The sequence below is a fragment of the Alicyclobacillus acidiphilus NBRC 100859 genome, from assembly GCF_001544355.1.
In the GTDB taxonomy this organism is placed as follows: domain Bacteria; phylum Bacillota; class Bacilli; order Alicyclobacillales; family Alicyclobacillaceae; genus Alicyclobacillus; species Alicyclobacillus acidiphilus.
Genome location: NZ_BCQI01000019.1, coordinates 1 through 16,748 on the forward strand (window position 1 = coordinate 1; position 16,748 = coordinate 16,748).

17 protein-coding genes are annotated in these 16,748 nt (G+C 50.7%); 9 read left to right on the forward strand and 8 right to left on the reverse strand.

Annotated features, from left to right (window positions below; translation table 11 throughout):
* Nucleotides 1-110: 110 nt before the first annotated feature.
* From AAC01S_RS09220 to AAC01S_RS09240, 5 genes are all read right to left on the reverse strand, one after another.
* The gene (locus AAC01S_RS09220) at nucleotides 111-1,043 is read right to left on the reverse strand and encodes an AAA family ATPase (protein WP_245630144.1); all 933 of its coding nucleotides are present in this window, start codon (nucleotides 1,041-1,043) and stop codon (nucleotides 111-113) included.
* 203 nt (nucleotides 1,044-1,246) lie between these two features.
* Nucleotides 1,247-2,122 carry a metal ABC transporter permease gene (locus AAC01S_RS09225; RefSeq protein WP_217997822.1) on the reverse strand — a complete coding sequence of 292 codons (876 nt, stop codon included), beginning with the start codon at nucleotides 2,120-2,122 and terminating at the stop codon, nucleotides 1,247-1,249.
* Nucleotides 2,094-2,984: a metal ABC transporter permease gene (locus AAC01S_RS09230; protein WP_306307174.1), complete on the reverse strand. Its 891-nt coding sequence runs from the start codon at nucleotides 2,982-2,984 to the stop codon at nucleotides 2,094-2,096. Before AAC01S_RS09230 ends, AAC01S_RS09225 begins: the two co-directional genes overlap by 29 nt.
* A gap of 50 nt (nucleotides 2,985-3,034) precedes the next feature.
* On the reverse strand, nucleotides 3,035-3,886 hold the full coding sequence (locus AAC01S_RS09235; RefSeq protein WP_067621410.1) for a metal ABC transporter ATP-binding protein: 852 nt from the start codon (nucleotides 3,884-3,886) through the stop codon (nucleotides 3,035-3,037).
* The gene (locus AAC01S_RS09240; protein WP_217997825.1) at nucleotides 3,886-4,848 is read right to left on the reverse strand and encodes a metal ABC transporter solute-binding protein, Zn/Mn family; all 963 of its coding nucleotides are present in this window, start codon (nucleotides 4,846-4,848) and stop codon (nucleotides 3,886-3,888) included. Before AAC01S_RS09240 ends, AAC01S_RS09235 begins: the two co-directional genes overlap by 1 nt.
* A gap of 337 nt (nucleotides 4,849-5,185) precedes the next feature.
* Here AAC01S_RS09240 and AAC01S_RS09245 point away from each other — a divergent pair, with 337 nt between their 5' ends.
* The 7 genes from AAC01S_RS09245 to AAC01S_RS09275 all read left to right on the forward strand — a co-directional run bounded on the left by AAC01S_RS09245 (nucleotide 5,186) and on the right by AAC01S_RS09275 (nucleotide 13,970).
* Complete coding sequence (locus tag AAC01S_RS09245) at nucleotides 5,186-5,611, forward strand: Fur family transcriptional regulator (RefSeq protein ID WP_067621411.1); 426 nt, start codon at nucleotides 5,186-5,188, stop codon at nucleotides 5,609-5,611.
* A gap of 302 nt (nucleotides 5,612-5,913) precedes the next feature.
* On the forward strand, nucleotides 5,914-6,945 hold the full coding sequence (locus tag AAC01S_RS09250; protein WP_067621412.1) for a LacI family DNA-binding transcriptional regulator: 1,032 nt from the start codon (nucleotides 5,914-5,916) through the stop codon (nucleotides 6,943-6,945).
* A gap of 76 nt (nucleotides 6,946-7,021) precedes the next feature.
* Nucleotides 7,022-9,151 carry an amylo-alpha-1,6-glucosidase gene (locus AAC01S_RS09255; RefSeq protein ID WP_067621413.1) on the forward strand — a complete coding sequence of 710 codons (2,130 nt, stop codon included), beginning with the start codon at nucleotides 7,022-7,024 and terminating at the stop codon, nucleotides 9,149-9,151.
* 25 nt (nucleotides 9,152-9,176) lie between these two features.
* Entirely contained in the window at nucleotides 9,177-10,457 is a 1,281-nt protein-coding gene (locus AAC01S_RS09260; RefSeq protein ID WP_067621414.1) for an extracellular solute-binding protein, read from the forward strand.
* 93 nt (nucleotides 10,458-10,550) lie between these two features.
* The gene (locus AAC01S_RS09265; RefSeq protein WP_245630146.1) at nucleotides 10,551-11,441 is read left to right on the forward strand and encodes a carbohydrate ABC transporter permease; all 891 of its coding nucleotides are present in this window, start codon (nucleotides 10,551-10,553) and stop codon (nucleotides 11,439-11,441) included.
* A gap of 12 nt (nucleotides 11,442-11,453) precedes the next feature.
* A complete protein-coding gene (locus tag AAC01S_RS09270; RefSeq protein WP_067621415.1) occupies nucleotides 11,454-12,272 on the forward strand; it encodes a carbohydrate ABC transporter permease in 819 nt (272 codons plus the stop codon).
* Nucleotides 12,273-12,362: 90 nt separating this feature from the next.
* Entirely contained in the window at nucleotides 12,363-13,970 is a 1,608-nt protein-coding gene (locus AAC01S_RS09275; protein WP_067621464.1) for a glycoside hydrolase family 13 protein, read from the forward strand.
* Between the two features lie 57 nt (nucleotides 13,971-14,027).
* On the opposite strand, the gene hxlB is transcribed toward AAC01S_RS09275, so the two are convergent.
* Both hxlB and hxlA read right to left on the reverse strand, forming a co-directional pair.
* Nucleotides 14,028-14,585, reverse strand: a complete 558-nt coding sequence (hxlB, locus tag AAC01S_RS09280; protein ID WP_067621416.1) for a 6-phospho-3-hexuloisomerase — start codon at nucleotides 14,583-14,585, stop codon at nucleotides 14,028-14,030.
* A gap of 7 nt (nucleotides 14,586-14,592) precedes the next feature.
* Nucleotides 14,593-15,225 (reverse strand): 3-hexulose-6-phosphate synthase, encoded by a 633-nt coding sequence (hxlA, locus tag AAC01S_RS09285; RefSeq protein WP_067621417.1) that lies wholly within the window; start codon nucleotides 15,223-15,225, stop codon nucleotides 14,593-14,595.
* Nucleotides 15,226-15,406: 181 nt separating this feature from the next.
* On the opposite strand from hxlA, the gene AAC01S_RS09290 reads away from it, so the two are divergent.
* Nucleotides 15,407-15,781 (forward strand): winged helix-turn-helix transcriptional regulator, encoded by a 375-nt coding sequence (locus AAC01S_RS09290; protein ID WP_067621418.1) that lies wholly within the window; start codon nucleotides 15,407-15,409, stop codon nucleotides 15,779-15,781.
* 153 nt (nucleotides 15,782-15,934) lie between these two features.
* Complete coding sequence (locus AAC01S_RS09295; protein WP_067621419.1) at nucleotides 15,935-16,336, forward strand: SRPBCC family protein; 402 nt, start codon at nucleotides 15,935-15,937, stop codon at nucleotides 16,334-16,336.
* A gap of 90 nt (nucleotides 16,337-16,426) precedes the next feature.
* Here AAC01S_RS09295 and AAC01S_RS09300 read toward each other — a convergent pair whose 3' ends face one another.
* The gene (locus AAC01S_RS09300) at nucleotides 16,427-16,720 is read right to left on the reverse strand and encodes a hypothetical protein (protein ID WP_067621420.1); all 294 of its coding nucleotides are present in this window, start codon (nucleotides 16,718-16,720) and stop codon (nucleotides 16,427-16,429) included.
* Nucleotides 16,721-16,748: the final 28 nt, after the last annotated feature.

A 16,748-nucleotide genomic window follows, 5' to 3' on the forward strand; every position in this document is an offset into this window, starting at 1 on the left:
AAAGTAAAAGAGAAACCAAACGAAATAGCCGCCAACTTCGCTGGCAAACCAAAACAATCCCAGTAGAATCAAAATCATCGCCGCAACCGCGGCCGTTCTCTTGAACGCTGTCACGTCAAGACGCTCCTCGGCGACGGAACGGGGGTCGAGCTCAGGATATCGTCGATGACCCCTTCGACAGTCACTTCTGAGAGTTTCGCGTCTTCGGTTAACATGATGCGATGTCCAAACACGTATGGAGTCAGATGCTTGACATCGTCCGGTATGACATAATCGCGATCCGAAACAAATGCCAGCGCTTTCGACGCGTTCAACAGCGCAAGGCTTGCGCGTGGACTTGCGCCAAGATAGACATGTCTGTGTTCTCTCGTGCGTCTGGCCAGGTCGACAATATAGTGTTCGATGGATTCATCCACTATGACCTCATCCACATCTGCGCGCCAGCGAAGAATCGCTTCGGGGCCGATTTCGGTATGAATTTGGTCCAAGTAACTTGTCCGACGTTTCGACTGCAGTATCTTAAGTTCCTCATCCTTCGTTGGATAGCCTAACTTGAACTTGAATAGAAACCTGTCTAATTGAGCCTCGGGAAGCGAGTACGTTCCGTTAAATTCAATCGGATTTTCTGTGGCCAACACAAAAAACGGTTCTTCGAACTCGTATGTCACGCCATCCACCGTGATGGCATGTTCATCCAGCGCTTGCAGCAATGCGGATTGCGTCCTTGGGGATGTCCGATTGATCTCATCCGCTAGAATGACTTGTCCAAATATAGGCCCCTTTCGGAACTTGAAAATCTGCTCTCTCTGATCGAATATGGAGAATCCTGTAATGTCCGACGGCAATAAATCCGGTGTAAATTGAATGCGTTGAAAATTGCAGCCTAGAGCCCTTGCGACTGCTTTTACGAGCATGGTCTTGCCAACACCTGGAACATCTTCGAGCAGGCAATGTCCGCCTGCCAGGAGGGCCGTCAAGACCAATCGTATCCCTTCGTCTCGTCCGACGATAGCGCGATGGATGGTCTCTACAACTGGTTTCAATTCGGCTCTCCAAGTTGCTGGGGATGGAAATCGATTCGCTTCCGGCAAGTGATTGCGCCTCCATCTGGACAAAGGATCCAAGAACGCCGGTGGACTCCGATGTGACAAGTCAACCAGCGATGATTGGCTGGTATTCATTTTGATGGATAGAATGAGCAAACGCAAGATAAGTCGAAACGAATACGATTTGCAAATCGATTCGATTACGAGGTTTGTTCGCTGAGCTTTTGTCGATCACGTGCGGACAATCGCCCTCTGCTTCGGAGATTCCGCCATCCTCGGGCCAGACCATAGGCCGCAGTGGCGATCGCAGCGACGAAAAAGCCTACGGGCAATCCCGTATCATAGGAAACGAGGATCGAAATCCAAACGGTTACGACGGCGATTGCAACCGACATGCCAACAGCCCGCATGGGGTGATGCGTCACATAGCTTGCCGCCGCGGCGGGCGCAATCATGAGACTGAAGGTCAGTAAGGCGCCGACGATCGGCACCGTGATCGCGGTCGCGAGGCCCACAATAACGAGGAAGCACATTTCGATTTGGCGCACTCGAATGCCTCTTGCCTCGGCGCCCTCGCTCATCACCGATGCCAGCATCAAGGGGCGGTAGAGGATAACCAACGCCGCGACGCAGAGAATGCCCAACACGGCTGTGTCGACGATTTCCACGCCGCTGACGCCAAGGACCTCGCCGAAGAGGAGTGAATAGATTTCAGGCGCGTAGACATCGTGCAAATTGAGGAACAGATCACCGGTGCCAAGCAAAAAGGTTAAGATAAGTGCGGTGACTACATCATGACGGCCTCGTCTGCTGAGCCACCCGATGCTGAGCGCCCCACCCACGGAAAACAGGGCTAGGCCAATCACCGTATTGACGCCTAGCAAAGCGGCCCCTGCGGCACCCGCAAATCCGCCTTTCGGCAGAGCGTGCGCAACGAAGGCCGATCCGCGCAAGACGACGAAAAAGCCGATAATCCCGGAGATCACAGCGACAATGGTGCCGCTTATCCAAGTGTTGATCATAAAGCTTTCTGAGAACATCCCTGGGCTAAGAATGGCGTTCCACACTGTACTCATGCCGGATGGCCTCCTTTCTGCGGGACTCTGTTTGGGTCTCCCGTGCCACCGTCAATGGATGCCGCAAACGAAACCGAGAAACCAGATAAAATAGGAGGATCAGACTGGTCACAAAGAAGCTCACCGGCCATCCGCGCCCGACCGGCGGCCAATCGTAACTGTCATAGGCGAGCAGGATGCCCAACCATGTCGCAGCGATCCCGATGGTTGCCGACCAAACCATTGCCAAGCTGGTGCGCTTCGTTAACCGAACTGCTGTTGCGGCTGGTCCGATGAGCAACGCGGTGCTTAGCAGCGCGCCAATCACCAAGGAAGATTGCGCGACGGCCATGGCCATGCAGCACATGAAGAAAAAACTGACCCACCGCACGGGAATGCCTCGCGCCTTGGCCAAGTCCGCGTCAAGAGAACTGAGCAAGAGCGGGCGGTACAGAATGAGGAGAAACAGAAGCGTTAGCACCCCGAGGACGACAACCACGGGTACAAGCGACGGATCGAAAACGAAAATAGAGCCGAACAGAATCGTCTCCGGAGCGCCCGTCACATTGGTCATCGTCGTATCGAAATACAGCAACAGCGCGCCGATCCCCATAACGAGTGCGTGGATCACACCCGTGGTCACATCTCGCCCGCGCCGCCGATGTCCGTGGCCCAAAACATCGCTTCCCGCGCCTGAGATCACTCCGGCACCAAGAAATCCCCACAATGTCGCTAATCCGAAGAGAAATGTCGCGGACGCTCCTGTCGCGCCGAAATCCCCCAGCGCGTGGCCGAGATACGATTGGCCTCTGATCACGACGAACACTCCGACAACCCCTGAAATGATCGCTACTACAGCACCCACCAAAACCGCATGCCCCACCGAGGCGTTTGTAAAGAAACCCGGAGCGAAGAGAACATGGAGCAGCTTTTTCAATCTGTCGCACCGCCCATACTATCGAGGTGTTGTGTCGGTTGGAGCAAATCGGTCGAAACCTCGTTGTTGCCGCCAACCACCAGAATGCGACCGCGGACCCGAATCACCTCGACATCGTATCCATACAGTCGACTCAGGACTTCGTTCTGAACCACCTCGTCAACGGTTCCGATGGCGGCGTTTCCCGCGGCCAAATAAACAATTTTGTCCATGACACCCAGAAGTGGATTCATATCGTGGGCCACGAGCAGGACCGCGATGCCTTGGTTCTGCGCGATGCTGGACACGAGACGCACCACTTCATGCGCGCTCCGGATGTCGAGATTCGACAACGGTTCATCCAGCAGCAGGAGTTTGGGCTGGGTCAGGAGAGCTTGCGCAATCAGAAGCCGTTGTTGTTCGCCCCCAGAGAGCCTTCCAACCGGAGCGTCGGCGAAGTCGAGGGCGTCGACCGCCCTCAACACTTCGTCCACTTTCTCCCGGCGCGATCGCGATGGAAGCGGGATCCCCCAACGATGGCCATCGAGGCCCAGTGCGACTAAATCGCGCGCGCGAAGCGGCGTGTCTGGTTCCAGATGGATCTTCTGTGGTACGTACCCTACGAGCGGGTTGCCGTGTTTGACAGGAAGTCCGTCGACGGTCACAGATCCTCGATTGGGCGTAAGCAGCCCAAGAATCACTTTGAGCAGCGTTGTTTTGCCGGCTCCATTCGGGCCAATCAGGCCCACAAATTCTCCAGGTTGGATCGCGAACTCAATATGTTGGAGCACGAGTCGATTGTGAAACTGGACGTGAACGTCCTTTAACGTCAGCACATCGCCGTGACTTCCTCGTTGCGTGATCTCCATCAAGACAATCTCTCCGTAGACACGTGGTTTTTCAACGCTTTTTCAAGATCCTTGACTTCATCCAACATCCACGATTGGTACGTGTAGCCTGTAGGCATGGTTTCGTACACACCTACCACAGGAATATGGTTTTGTTTCGCAAGATTCAGAAGAGATGTTGTCATGGTGTCCACGACTTGCTGATTGTACAAAAATACCTTGACCTTGTGCTGCTTGAACAGGTTCTCCTGGAGGGTGACATCCTGTGGGGCGGGATCCGTCCCATTCATGACTGCGGCCTGAAATGCCCACGGCGTCATATTTTTGGTACCTGCTGCTTGAAGCATGTAGTCGGCGACAGGTTCGGTGGTCGCAACCGGCGCATTCGGGAATTCCTTTTTGACGAGAGCCAATTCCTTGTACCACGGCTGCAGCGATTGATCGAACGTCTTTTCATTCTTAGTAAAATACGATGCCTGTGCAGGGTCAAGCGCGGACAAATCTTTCACGATTGCCTTTGCAACCTGCGGCATCGTGGTCGGTTTATACCACAGGTGAGGATTGGGCGTATTATTCGGCAACCCGAGCACGGTCTGGACGTCAATCACCTTGCGTTTCGCATTCGGCGACGCGGATTCTAATTTACCCATAAAATCGTCATAGCCAACGCCGTTCTGGACCACCAGTTGCGCTGAGGCAATGGCTTTCGCCGTTTGTGGACTCGCTTCGTATGTATGCGGGTCCGTATTTGGATCGCTCATGATGGAAGTTACGTGAACGTATTTGCCGCCGATTTGAGAGATGACGTTTCCGTACTCATTTTCCGCTGCAACCACTTGAATAGGAGAACTGACAGTCACGGAAGCAGCACCGTTTTGACTGGATGCGGTTGTTTCCGATCCTGTACCACAGCCTGCAATACCTGCCACTGCCAATCCGAGCGTTCCGCCAGCCAAGGCTGCGAATTTTGCGCCGTTTTTCAAACTCCCCAACTCCCCTATCGATTGTATTCTCGAATTCCTATCACAGTATATCGGCATGATTACGGTTTGTAAATAGGAACAATTACGATATGCGGAGGCGATGTGGGATACACCGGCTACGATCCCGACGATTCCGTGTCTTCCACGGTGGGCGAGAAATACAGTCGCTCGATTTCAAGAAAATTGACAAATGGGCTTCCATCCACGCCAGACGTAGTAAAATTGTCAACGACGAAAAACTGCGACATAATGACATGGGAGCAACCATCTTGGGCAGTGCGGCCTCAAGACCGTATCATTCAGGATTCAATTCGCACCGAAGAAGGGAGACAGAATTGTGGAGCTGACAACAGATGCGATATTGCGAAAATTGAAAGATGAAGGTCTGAAGTTTACAGGGAAGCGCCAGGAGACGGTGGATTTTTTTGTGCGAAACAAGGATAGGTATCTGTCTGCGAAGGCAGTGCATGAATATGTAAAAGAGAAGTTTCCGAGCGTTAGCTTCGACACCATCTATCGAACGTTAACAACATTGCTGGAGCATGGAATCATAGAACACATGGAATTCAGCGATGACGCTGCAAAATATCGGCTGAAATGCCATGAAGAACACCATCATCACTTGGTTTGCCTCCAATGTGGAGCTACGATTCCTCTGAATGAGTGTCCAATGGATGGAATTGGTGATAAAATCCAAAATTTCAAAGTGATGAATCATCGATTTGAAGTGTATGGGTATTGCGAACACTGCCTTCCCGCGTAATCATCTGCTTCATCGCTAGAAGGGAGGCCATCACGAGCGAGGTGTTCTTCACCTCCCCATGGTGGACGCAACCCTATCGGACTCCACTCGTTTGCTTGGTCGGCAGGATCGCCTGGATCCACTCTTGAACGTGTCCGACCTAATTTCCTGATTGTTGCGTGATTGCTGCGTGCGAAAGTTGTCTTTGTCTCACCATGAATGGATGGTATGAAACACCTTACATAGACACCAAAAATGTTTTCGCATGAATTTGTCATCGTAGTTGCAAACCAAAACGTTTTGGTTTAGACTCACTTCTGTGAATGGGCTTTCAAGTGGGGGAAGTGATTCTAATCCCAACTACGATAAAAGATGTTGCGGAAGTCGCCGGTGTGTCTGTTACGACTGTTTCAAGAGCGTTGAACGGGTACTCGGACGTCGGTGAAGAAACCCGACGCAAAGTGCAAAAGGTTGCAGAGGAGTTAAACTACAGGCCGAGCGCTGTCGCCCGCAGTCTGGTCATGAAGCGGACAAAAACCATCGGTCTTCTTATCTCCGAGATGATGAGCGACAAGTCTGGGCATCACTTTACGTTTGAAGTGTTGCGCGGATTGCACGATGCCCTGGCGAAGAACGGGTATGATTTGATTTTCGCCAACACGACGACAGCGAAACAACGCTTGCTTTCCTATTTGGATTTCTGCACAGAAAGACGGTTCGATGGCGTGATCGTCATGGGTATCCGACTCGACGATCCGTATGTGCACGAGGTGACGGAGTCTCCTTTGCCGAGCGTAGTCATCGACATTCCTTTGTTAAGCAAGCATTGCGGGTATGTCATGACTGACAATATTCACGGTTGTGAACTAGCCATTCAGCATTTGACCAGCCGTGGACACCGCAATATCGGATTTGTGAATGGGCACAAGGAGGCGGAAGTGAGCCGCCAACGTCTTCGGGGCTATAAAGACGCATTGGAGAAATGTGGTCTTCCGTTTGAGCCATCGCTTGTCTACGAAGGCGATTTCTCGGTTGAGAGCGGCGCAGCCGGGCTGGAGGCTCTGCTGTCTGCGAATCCTGATTTGACCGCTGTCTTTTTTGCCAGCGATCTCATGGCTATTGGCGCCCTGCGCTGGGCCCAGCAGCAGGGGATCAAAGTGCCTGGCGATGTTTCGATTGTTGGGTTTGACAACATCGAACTGTCCGAGTATGTTACGCCGGGATTGACGACGATTCATCAAAGGCGTTACGAGATGGGGGTAACCGCTGCGAATTCCCTTGTCGCCATGTTGGAAGGCGATATGGCTCAAGGACGTGTCTTACCTCCTGACATTGTGATTCGCGGAACTACTTAGGGGAACGGCTTGGGGCATCTACGTTTCAGCTCCCTGTGATTTTTCCCAAAACGTTTTCGAAAGGTGCCGCATAGACATGGAATTTAACGTAATTAAAGAGAACGATCTGTTTTATCTCTCGGAGAAAGGGAATGTTCCGCTGGAAAACCCTTTCGGCTATGGGCTTTATACAAAAGATACGCGAGTGCTTTCTCAACTCGAATTTCAGGTTCATCCGAATATGCTGATCGAGCTCAAAGCGGATGATTCTGGGAACTATGAATCAGTCTATGAGTACACCAACAAGGAAGTCATCGAGGATGGCGATCTCAAGGTTCTTCGCGAATCGCTGCGCATCCGTCGAAGGCAGTTCGTAGATGGAGCGCGCATGTATGAAGAATGCGTTGTCGACAATTACGCGCAAACCGATGTTCACTTCGACGTGTTGTACAAACTTGATGCGGACTTTCGAGACATGTTTGAAGTTCGAGGATTTTCTCGAGGGCAAGAGCCGGGAACCACGATGGTCGAGCACGGTGACTCGTGGTTGCGATTCCGGCACACTGCAAACGACGGAGTGACAAGTGAAACGGTGGCACGGATCTTTGCGCTTGGTGACAGCGTCGCTGTGAGCGTGTCCGATAGGTCTCTCGTGGGAAGCGTCCGCCTGCCGGCTCAAGGGCAAGTTCGATGGGTTTTTGTCGTCGAACCGAACATCGGAGGTACAGGGACTCTTGCTGTCCTTTCCGAAAACGTTTTGGAAAGTCAGTTTGAAAACGCTCGGGTCTCTATCCTCGGAAGCTATGCCGAATGGCTGTCCGAAGCGCCCAAAGTCGAGGGAGATCCGGACTTCAAAGCCTGGTACGACCGGGGACTGCTGGACGTTCGAATGCTATTGACCGACATTGGCTATGGACAGTTTCCTGTTGCGGGTGTGCCTTGGTTCGCCGTTCCATTTGGCAGAGACAGTCTCATCACCTCACTTCAGTTGCTGCTCGTCAACACCAAGGCGGCGAAGGGTACATTGGCGACCATGGCGGCTTATCAAGGGACAAAGGTCGATCCCACACGGGATGAGCAGCCTGGGAAAATCATGCACGAATTGAGAGCAGGCGAATTAACCAGAACAGGTGAAGTCCCGTTCGGCCCATACTATGGAACGATTGATGCGACGGCTCTATTCCTGAATTTGGCTGCGGATTACTATGCATGGACCCGCGATACGTCGTTTGTTCAGCAGCTGCTTCCGAACGTCGACAGGGCTTTTGATTGGATCGAGAACTATGGCGATCGCGACGGTGATGGGTTCGTCGAATATTTTCAAGAGGCCAGCAAGGGAATCGCCAACCAAGGTTGGAAGGATTCCGGCGATTCGGTTGTCCACAAAGACGGCTCCTTAGCACAGGCGCCGATTGCGCTTTGCGAAGTTCAGGGTTACACGTATCGCGCTTATCACCGTTGGGCACAAGTCTACGAAGCTTTTGGAGATGTTGAAAAGGCCCATGCATTCGAAGCGAAAGCAAAGCGGCTGCGAGACGATTTCATCAAATCGTTTTGGATCGACGAAGAGTCTTCCGTGGCGTTGGCTCTTGATGGAAACAAGAACAAAGTCGCCAGTCACTCGTCGAACATGGGGCAAGTGCTTTGGAGTGGGATCTTACCTGATCATCTCGCAGCGCGTTTGAAGGATCGTCTCTTGCGTGAAGACATGTTCAATGGATTTGGCATTCGGACTCTGTCTTCTGATGAGAAAGCCTATAATCCGTTGAGTTACCATAATGGCTCAATTTGGCCGCATGACAATTCGATGATTATCGCTGGAATGAATTTGTATGGTTTCACGGATGGCGTCGAAAAAATAAGCCAGGCGTTGCTTTTGGCCGCTCATGGATTCGCGCACATGCGATTGCCCGAACTGTTTTCAGGGTTCGGAGCAGATGAGGTCAATGAACCATTGCCATATCCAGTATCCTGTTCTCCGCAAGCATGGGCGGCGGCAACGCCAGCAATGGTTCTGCAATCCATTTTAGGCCTTGAACCACCCATGAATGACACTTGGATCCGTTTGAACCCCATCCTGCCGACAGGGATAGACAGACTGACGGTTACTGATGTTCGTGTTGGCGATGGTTATTTAGATGTATCTCTGAGTCGCACGACCTCGGGAGATACCGCTGTACACGTAAGCAGAAACACGACAGGCAAAGCTCTTCGGCTGGGGTTCTAAAATCATTTCCTTAGGGGGAAAAACGATGAAAAAGTATCAAATCGCTACTGTAGGTGCCTCAATTGTCATGGCAGCTGGTATTATCGCGGGGTGCGGCACCAGTTCCCAGAATTCCAACTCAACCCCATCTGCGCCGTCAAACCAAGCGGCGGCCAGCGTCGCACCTGTAGACCTTTCCGTTGGGATCGCGTCTTCGGGCCCTGCTGAAACCGCCTTGGTGAACAAGCAGGTGAAAGCGTTTGAAAAACTGAATCCAAACGTGCATGTGACGGTTATTCCTTTCAATGGGAATGAACTGCAAGATCTGCAAACAGAATTCCCGGCTCATAAAGCGCCAGATATTTTCTATGTTGACTCCTCTATCGCTCAACAATTGGAGGCCTCTGGCGCTGTCGCTCCGCTTGATTCGTACATCAAGGCCGACGGCATCAAGACAAGCGATTACACGCAGTCCTTGATGAAGGGTTTCCAATGGCAAGGTAAGCAGTACGGTATTCCAAAGGATGAAAACTCCTTGGCGCTTGAGTCCAACATGACTCTGCTCAAGAAGGCAGGCATCACGACACCGCCTAAGACCTGGGAAGAGTTTGAGAAAGATGCTGCGAAATTGAAGGCGAAGGGTATTGCGCCGCTTTCGATGCCCATTGACGTCGCGCGGTATTATCCGTTCATCCTAAATGGCGGCGGAAGTTATTACAACGCTTCCACAAACAAGGTTACCTTTACCAATCCGAAGAACATTGCGGGGCTTAGTTTCTTCATTAACAACATGAAAAAGGGCTACATTGTAAATCCGACCGACCTTGGCGGGTCATGGGCTGGTATCCCATTCGCGCAAGGCAAGGTCGCGATGGTTGCGGAAGGCGCATGGTTGCTTCCATCCATGCAATCGACCGCACCGAAGATGAAGTTTACCATCACCGACTTCCCCACACAGAACGGGAAGGCAAACAACATGGTCTATACCGTTGCGTATGAGATGAACGCGCAAACGAAGAACCCAACTGAAGCTGCGAAGCTCCTGTTCTTCTTGACGGGCGCACAAGCTGAAAAGATGACTGCGGCTTCCGGACTTGCGATTCCGTCCTACATCCCGGATCAGGCGGACTTCCTGAAGGCGAATCCTTCGTACAAAGCATTTGTTGATGGTACGAAGACAGGGACGGCTTATCAGTTCGGTCCACAGGGAAGCAACTTTGTGACCGCCATCAACAACGCAACGCAGGCTGGCGTGTTGAAGAACCTGAGCCCAGCGAAGGTTCTCAGCCAGGCTCAAAGCACGTTCGAAAGTCAATCGCAACAATAAGCACCCTAAGCATAAACGGTTTGAACCCCCCGCTTGGTGGGGTTCAAACTGCTTAAAAGGGAGGATTTGCTTCGAGCGAAGGAGGACAAGCAGGTGAAACTATCTGCATGGAAAAAGAGCAAACTGGAGCAAGCGATGGTTGGGTACATGTTTCTGCTGCCAGCTGTTGTCGCTTTGTGTGTCTTTCTGGTTGGCCCCATTTTTTACGCGATATATGTGAGCTTTTTTCGCTACAATTCGTTGAATGTGAGTCAAAAGCAATTTATCGGACTTGAGAATTTCGTTCATTTGTTTCACGATCCGATGTTTGGACGGGCGTTGTTAAATACATCGATTTATGCTGTCGTCGTTGTCCCTGTCCAAACAGCCATCGCTTTGTTTTTAGCCTTGATTGTCAACAGCATCAAAGGAAAGACCTTTTTTCGAGTCGTTTATTATTTACCAACCGTTACGTCCACCGTCGCGACGAGTCTGATGTTTATGTTTATCTTTGAACCTCAAGGATTATTGAACAGTTTCCTTAAATTGTTTGGAATTCATGGTCCAAATTACTTCAACAGTCCTACGTTTGCCCTGCCAGCGATTATTGCATTGGCTGTTTGGTCCAGTGTCGGTCAATTTATGATTATATATCTGGCTGGTATACAAGACCTGTCAGACGAAGTGTACGAAGCTGCAGCGCTTGACGGCGCCACGGGCTGGAAGCTGTTGCGTCACATCACGTTGCCGCTTCTGCGGAGAACCACGTTCTTGAATGTCGTGTTGTCGCTAATTGGCTGTTTCCAAGTGTTCGATCAAATGTACGTCATTTCAGGTGGAACTGGCGGTCCGCTCAATTCGACCTTGTCCGTCGTGCTCGATCTATACAACCAAGCAACGTCGGGGAATATGGGCTACGCTTCCGCGATCGGAATCGCTCTGTTCATCATCATTTTGATTCTAACGCTGATTCAAAAACTCATTTTCGAAAGAGAAGAAGCGTAAGGAGGTACGGTCATGCAGAAACGAATATCTCCCGCATTTTATGTGGTTGCCATCGGATATTCCTTGATCGCTTTGGTACCTTTTCTATGGTCCATTTATACGTCGTTCAAACCGACCAGTATGGTTTATCATACGTGGGTGCCTTTAAAGGATTTAAGCTTCGGCAGTTACAAATACTTGTTTACTTCACCACAGGTCGCATTTGTGCAATGGCTGCTGAACAGTATTATTGTAGCTATCATCGTGACAGTTGGTAATCTCATCGTCAACACGCTGGCTGGATATGCGTTCGCGCGCTTGAAGTTGCCTGGGAAGGGCCCCTTGTTTTTGGTCTTCCTTGCCGTGATGATGATTCCTGGTCAAGTCATCATGGTTCCGATGTATATGCTTCTGGGGCACCTCGGGTGGATTGGCAATTACTCAGGGCTGACCATTCCCTTTTTGATGAGTCCTTTCATGATCTTTTTGGCACGCCAATTCTTCTTGGGTATGCCAAAGGAACTTGAAGAAGCGGCTCGCGTCGATGGTTTGGGCACGTGGGGGATTTTCCTGAAGATTTTCCTGCCGATGGCGCGGCCGCTCATGGCAACGCAGATCATCTTCACGTTCCAAGGCAACTGGAACTCGTTGATGTGGCCTTCGCTGCTCACGACAGGTTCACCGAACGTCTATACCTTGCCTGTCGGATTAAACTCACTATACGGTCAGTACAATGGCTATTGGAACAACATTTTGGCAGGCGTTCTGTTGCTTACGATACCGATGATCATCATCTTCTTCATTTTCCAGCGCCAATTCGTGCAGGGTATGGCGACGAGCGGTATCAAGTAACAGCTTCCACAACAGAAAAGACAGTACGCCGACATGGTGTATTGTTTTTTCTTTTTGGCCGTGAAACGTATGCAAAGGGGATTCTTGTTTGTGAATCGTACATGGTGGAAAGAAACCGTGGTGTACCAAGTCTATTGGCGCAGTTTCTTTGACAGCGACGGCGATGGTTATGGAGATTTGGAGGGTGTCATTCAGAAGCTTGATTATATCCAGGATTTAGGGGCGGGTGTCATATGGTTGAATCCCTGCTATGAGTCTCCGGATGTCGATAATGGGTATGACATATCAGACTATTACTCGGTGATGGAAAAAGCAGGCGATATGAATACGCTTGAACGACTGATTCGAGAAACGCATCGACGCGGGATGAAGTTGATGATGGACGTCGTTCTCAACCATACATCGGATCAACATCCATGGTTTATCGACGCTCGTTCGTCAAAACAAAGCAAATACCGCGATTATTATATCTGGCGTGACAAGCCAAATAATTGGCGCTCGTATTTCACGCCGTCTGCGTGGGAATTCGACGAGGCGACAGAACAGTACTATTTTCACTCGTTTGCGGTGCAACAGCCAGATCTCAATTGGGACAATCCGGAGCTTCGGCAAGAGATGTATCGTATGTTGCGTTTCTGGCTCGATAAAGGGGTGGATGGATTTCGCCTTGACGCGATCGCGCTTCTCGCAAAACAAGAGAACTTTCCAGACTCCGACGAACCGGAGAATCTGAGCTACCTCACGAACAATCCCAAGCTTCACGATTATCTGCGCGAGATGAATGAAGAAGTTTTTTCGAAGTACGACATCTTTACCGTTGGTGAAGCAGGGTTTACCACACCTGAACAGGGTCTGCTCTATGTGGATGAGCGTCGACGCGAGTTGAATACGATCTTTCACTTTCAAGTGCTCGACGAAATGCCAACATGGGATTTGAGGCGCTTTCAAACTATTCAAACGAACTGGTATGAAACGCTGAAGGGAAGAGGCTGGAACTCGCAATTCCTGAATAACCACGATCATACACGTCTTGTCACTCGTTACGGTGATGACACGCGGTACCGTGCGGAGTCGGCCAAAGCGTTCGCCACGATGATTCATACGCTTCCTGGAGTCCCTTATATATACCAAGGTGAGGAAATTGGGATGACCGGTGTGCGTTTCGATTCAATCGATGACTATCACGATGTTGCCATGAAGAACAAGTACTACGAGGAGGTTGGCAAAGGACACGATCCCAAGGACGTATTCGAGTCGTTGGTGAAGCTGTCACGCGACAATTCCAGGACGCCAATGCAGTGGTCGTCGGCTTTGAATGCCGGTTTTTCAACGGGAACGCCGTGGATCAAAGTAAACCCGAATTACACGTCCGTGAACGTGGAAGAGGACTTGAAGAGGCCGGACTCCATTTACCGGTACTATCAAGCACTGATTCGATTGAGAAAACAGTACGGCGTGATCGTTTACGGGGATTTTGCCACAATACCCTATTCGGACGCGGATGTGTATGTGTACACGAGGAGATTGGGTACGGAACGAATCCTCGTCATTGTGAATTTCTCCCTCTACGAAAAGCGATTGGCCCCCATCGCGGAAATCGCTCTCGACAAGGCTCAATTGTTAATAGGAAATTATCCTGAAGTGGCGCAGCCTGATACATTTCGGCCCTTTGAGGCGCGCGTGTATCACCTTGCCTGAGGAATGTTTCATCCTCCTGTTGCATCGGAGTCGATGGACAGGAGGACGAGACGTTCGCTATTCGAGGTTGGCGTGTCTGCTGAACATGGTGGAGGCGTTGGTTCCTTGCCTGTTCATCAACATCAATATCAATGCGTCGTAAAAGAGCATCAAGCTCTGCTCAAACAATGCGCCCATCGGTTGAATGGATTGATACCCAGTCTCCGATCCCGTCTTAGGCTGAGCGGGCAATTGGACGGCGATATTGGATAGTCGGCCAATGGTCGATTCGGGGAAGATGGACACCACTGCGATCGACGCGTTCAGGTTTCTCGCCTTTTCTGCCATGACGAGTAAGGTCTTGGTCTCCCCTGAACCTGTTCCTACAATCAATAGGTCGCCCTTGTCCAAGTTCGGTGTGACGGTCTCTCCCACCACATAGGCTTCGAATCCCATTTGCATCAGACGCATTGCAAATGCTCGGCCCATCAACCCAGATCTGCCTGCGCCAGCGACGAAGATCTTGTTCGCTTGGAGGATGTACTCGACGAATTGTTCAGCTGTCTCGTCGTCGATCGCGGCGACGACGTGAGACAGTTCCTGGATCATTTCCCTTGCGCAATCTGTGATCTTCATCCGCGTGTCAACCCTGTTCAATGATTTTCTTCATCTCACGTGCTACCGAACGTTTATCGGCTTCTCCCGTGATGCCGCCGCCAACAATGACGATATCAGGTTCAGCTTTCACCACTTCCGGCAAGGTACTCAGCTTGATGCCACCCGCAACGGCGGTCTTTGCATTCTTGACCACACGCTTAATCGTTCGCAGGTCCTCAAACGAATTCTGCCCGACCGCCTGAAGATCGTACCCCGTGTGAACGCAGATATAATCGACTCCAAGTGCGTCGACCTGTTTGGCGCGCGTTTCGAGATCCTTGACACCGATCATGTCAACGAGAATCTGTTTGTTTCGTTTCCTGGCTTCTTCCACCGCTCCACGAATGGTGGCATCTTCTGATACACCCAAGATGGTGATGTAGTCTGCACCGGCTTCGGCTGCCTTCATGACTTCGTATCCACCAGCATCCATCACTTTCAGATCAGCCAAGACCTCGAGGGCAGGGAATGCGTCCTTCATGGCCTTGACTGCATGAAGCCCTTCATTAATGACAATCGGCGTGCCGATTTCTACGATATCCACATACTCCTGAACTTCTTTCACAAGCTCGATTCCATCAGGAATGTTGACTAAGTCCAATGCCAGCTGAAGTTTCATGTTGTTCACTTCTCCTTCACCGTCTAGGTTGCGCAAGCTTGGGGGTTTTTCGGAGCATGCCCCCAATGGGTTGAATGTGCTCGACAAGCGTCCATGCTATACTGAATGGGTTGTTCTGTTAAGTACGCACTTTTTCGTGACATACTACCGAAATGGAAACCATGGATTGGAGCGATGATGGTTGATTCCTGATGAGTTCAATTGCGAGAAAGAATTGACGTTGTCTGTGATTGGCGGAAAGTGGAAGATGATCATTTTATGGCACATTGGGTTAAGCAGTCCGCAGCGATTCAGTTCGCTTAGAAGATTGTTGCCCAAAGTGACACCGAAAATGTTGACTGCTCAGTTGCGAGAACTGGAAAATGACGGGATTATCAACCGGAAAGTATATCAGCAGGTGCCGCCAAAGGTTGAATACACGTTGACGGAATATGGAGAGAAATTGATGCCCATCTTGGAATTGATGTATGAGTGGGGGAAGCAATATGCGAAGGATATGAATATCGTCTTGCCCGAGCAATCCTTATCCGCTTCGTATGACAAGGACGCCTATTAATGTTGGTTCAATTCTTGACACGACACTCATGGCAACCCATAATCAACATGACACTAAATGGTGTCCAAACTGGGCGTTTAGGGGGAGCTTCATACGCAAGCTCTGGACGATGGATGACCTGCGTTTGAACCAATGATACGAGGAGGAAACAGAGTGAGTTCAACACTATCCCTGGATTTTGAATTTAAAACATCCATTGAAAGACTTTGGTCCGCACTAACCGATTCAAACCAGATTGCCCAATGGGCCTGGAGCAACGATTTTAAACCGGTGGTCGGTCACAAGTTCCAGTTTCGAGCGCAACCGGTTCACGGATGGGATGGAATCGTAGAGGGCGAAGTGCTCGAAGTGGACGAGCCCAACCGTCTATCGTATACCTGGGTCAGCGCCGGACAACATCATACAGTCACCTGGACACTACACGAAATCGGAGACGGAATAGTGCGGCTTCATCTTGATCAAACGGGCATCACCGGCGGAACCCAGGCTGTTGAAGGCGCAAAATATGGCTGGACAGGCATGGCAGGTCAGCTCAAAAAGCTGCTGGAGCAATAAGCCAATAGGCCGAAATAACACAGCAAAACATGATAGAAACAGATCACTTCATGGTGTGGATCATTCCATCAAGTGATCTGTTTTTCTCGCTCAAATAATGAACGGGATCGGACGAATTCCAAATAGCCCCCCGTATGGGATGAACAGGCCTGGATACGGAAGAAATTGTGTGTGTACAATGTCCGTCCTACCATCGATGTGATCAATCCCGATTTGTATGTCTGAATCATCCATGTCAGCGCCGCTTGCCACCTGTGTGTGATGAACAAGGATGAATCCATCCCGCAGCGCTCTGTGTACGATGCCGCGATGAACGCCGTACACAGATTCACAATGCACATATTTACCGACATAGTGACGGATGGTTTCTTTCGTGTAGGTCACGGGCAACAGCCTCCATACAGTTTAGATG

Excerpts from the sequence above, each read along its gene's own strand:
- AAC01S_RS09270 (WP_067621415.1), top strand. The coding sequence starts at position 11,454 with ATGCAGAAACGAATATCTCCCGCATTTTATGTGGTTGCCATCGGATAT.
- hxlA (WP_067621417.1), bottom strand. The coding sequence starts at position 15,225 with ATGAAACTTCAGCTGGCATTGGACTTAGTCAACATTCCTGATGGAATC.
- AAC01S_RS09235 (WP_067621410.1), bottom strand. The coding sequence starts at position 3,886 with ATGGAGATCACGCAACGAGGAAGTCACGGCGATGTGCTGACGTTAAAG.
- hxlB (WP_067621416.1), bottom strand. The coding sequence starts at position 14,585 with ATGAAGATCACAGATTGCGCAAGGGAAATGATCCAGGAACTGTCTCAC.
- AAC01S_RS09260 (WP_067621414.1), top strand. The coding sequence starts at position 9,177 with ATGAAAAAGTATCAAATCGCTACTGTAGGTGCCTCAATTGTCATGGCA.
- AAC01S_RS09250 (WP_067621412.1), top strand. The coding sequence starts at position 5,914 with ATGGGCTTTCAAGTGGGGGAAGTGATTCTAATCCCAACTACGATAAAA.
- AAC01S_RS09225 (WP_217997822.1), bottom strand. The coding sequence starts at position 2,122 with ATGAGTACAGTGTGGAACGCCATTCTTAGCCCAGGGATGTTCTCAGAA.
- AAC01S_RS09255 (WP_067621413.1), top strand. The coding sequence starts at position 7,022 with ATGGAATTTAACGTAATTAAAGAGAACGATCTGTTTTATCTCTCGGAG.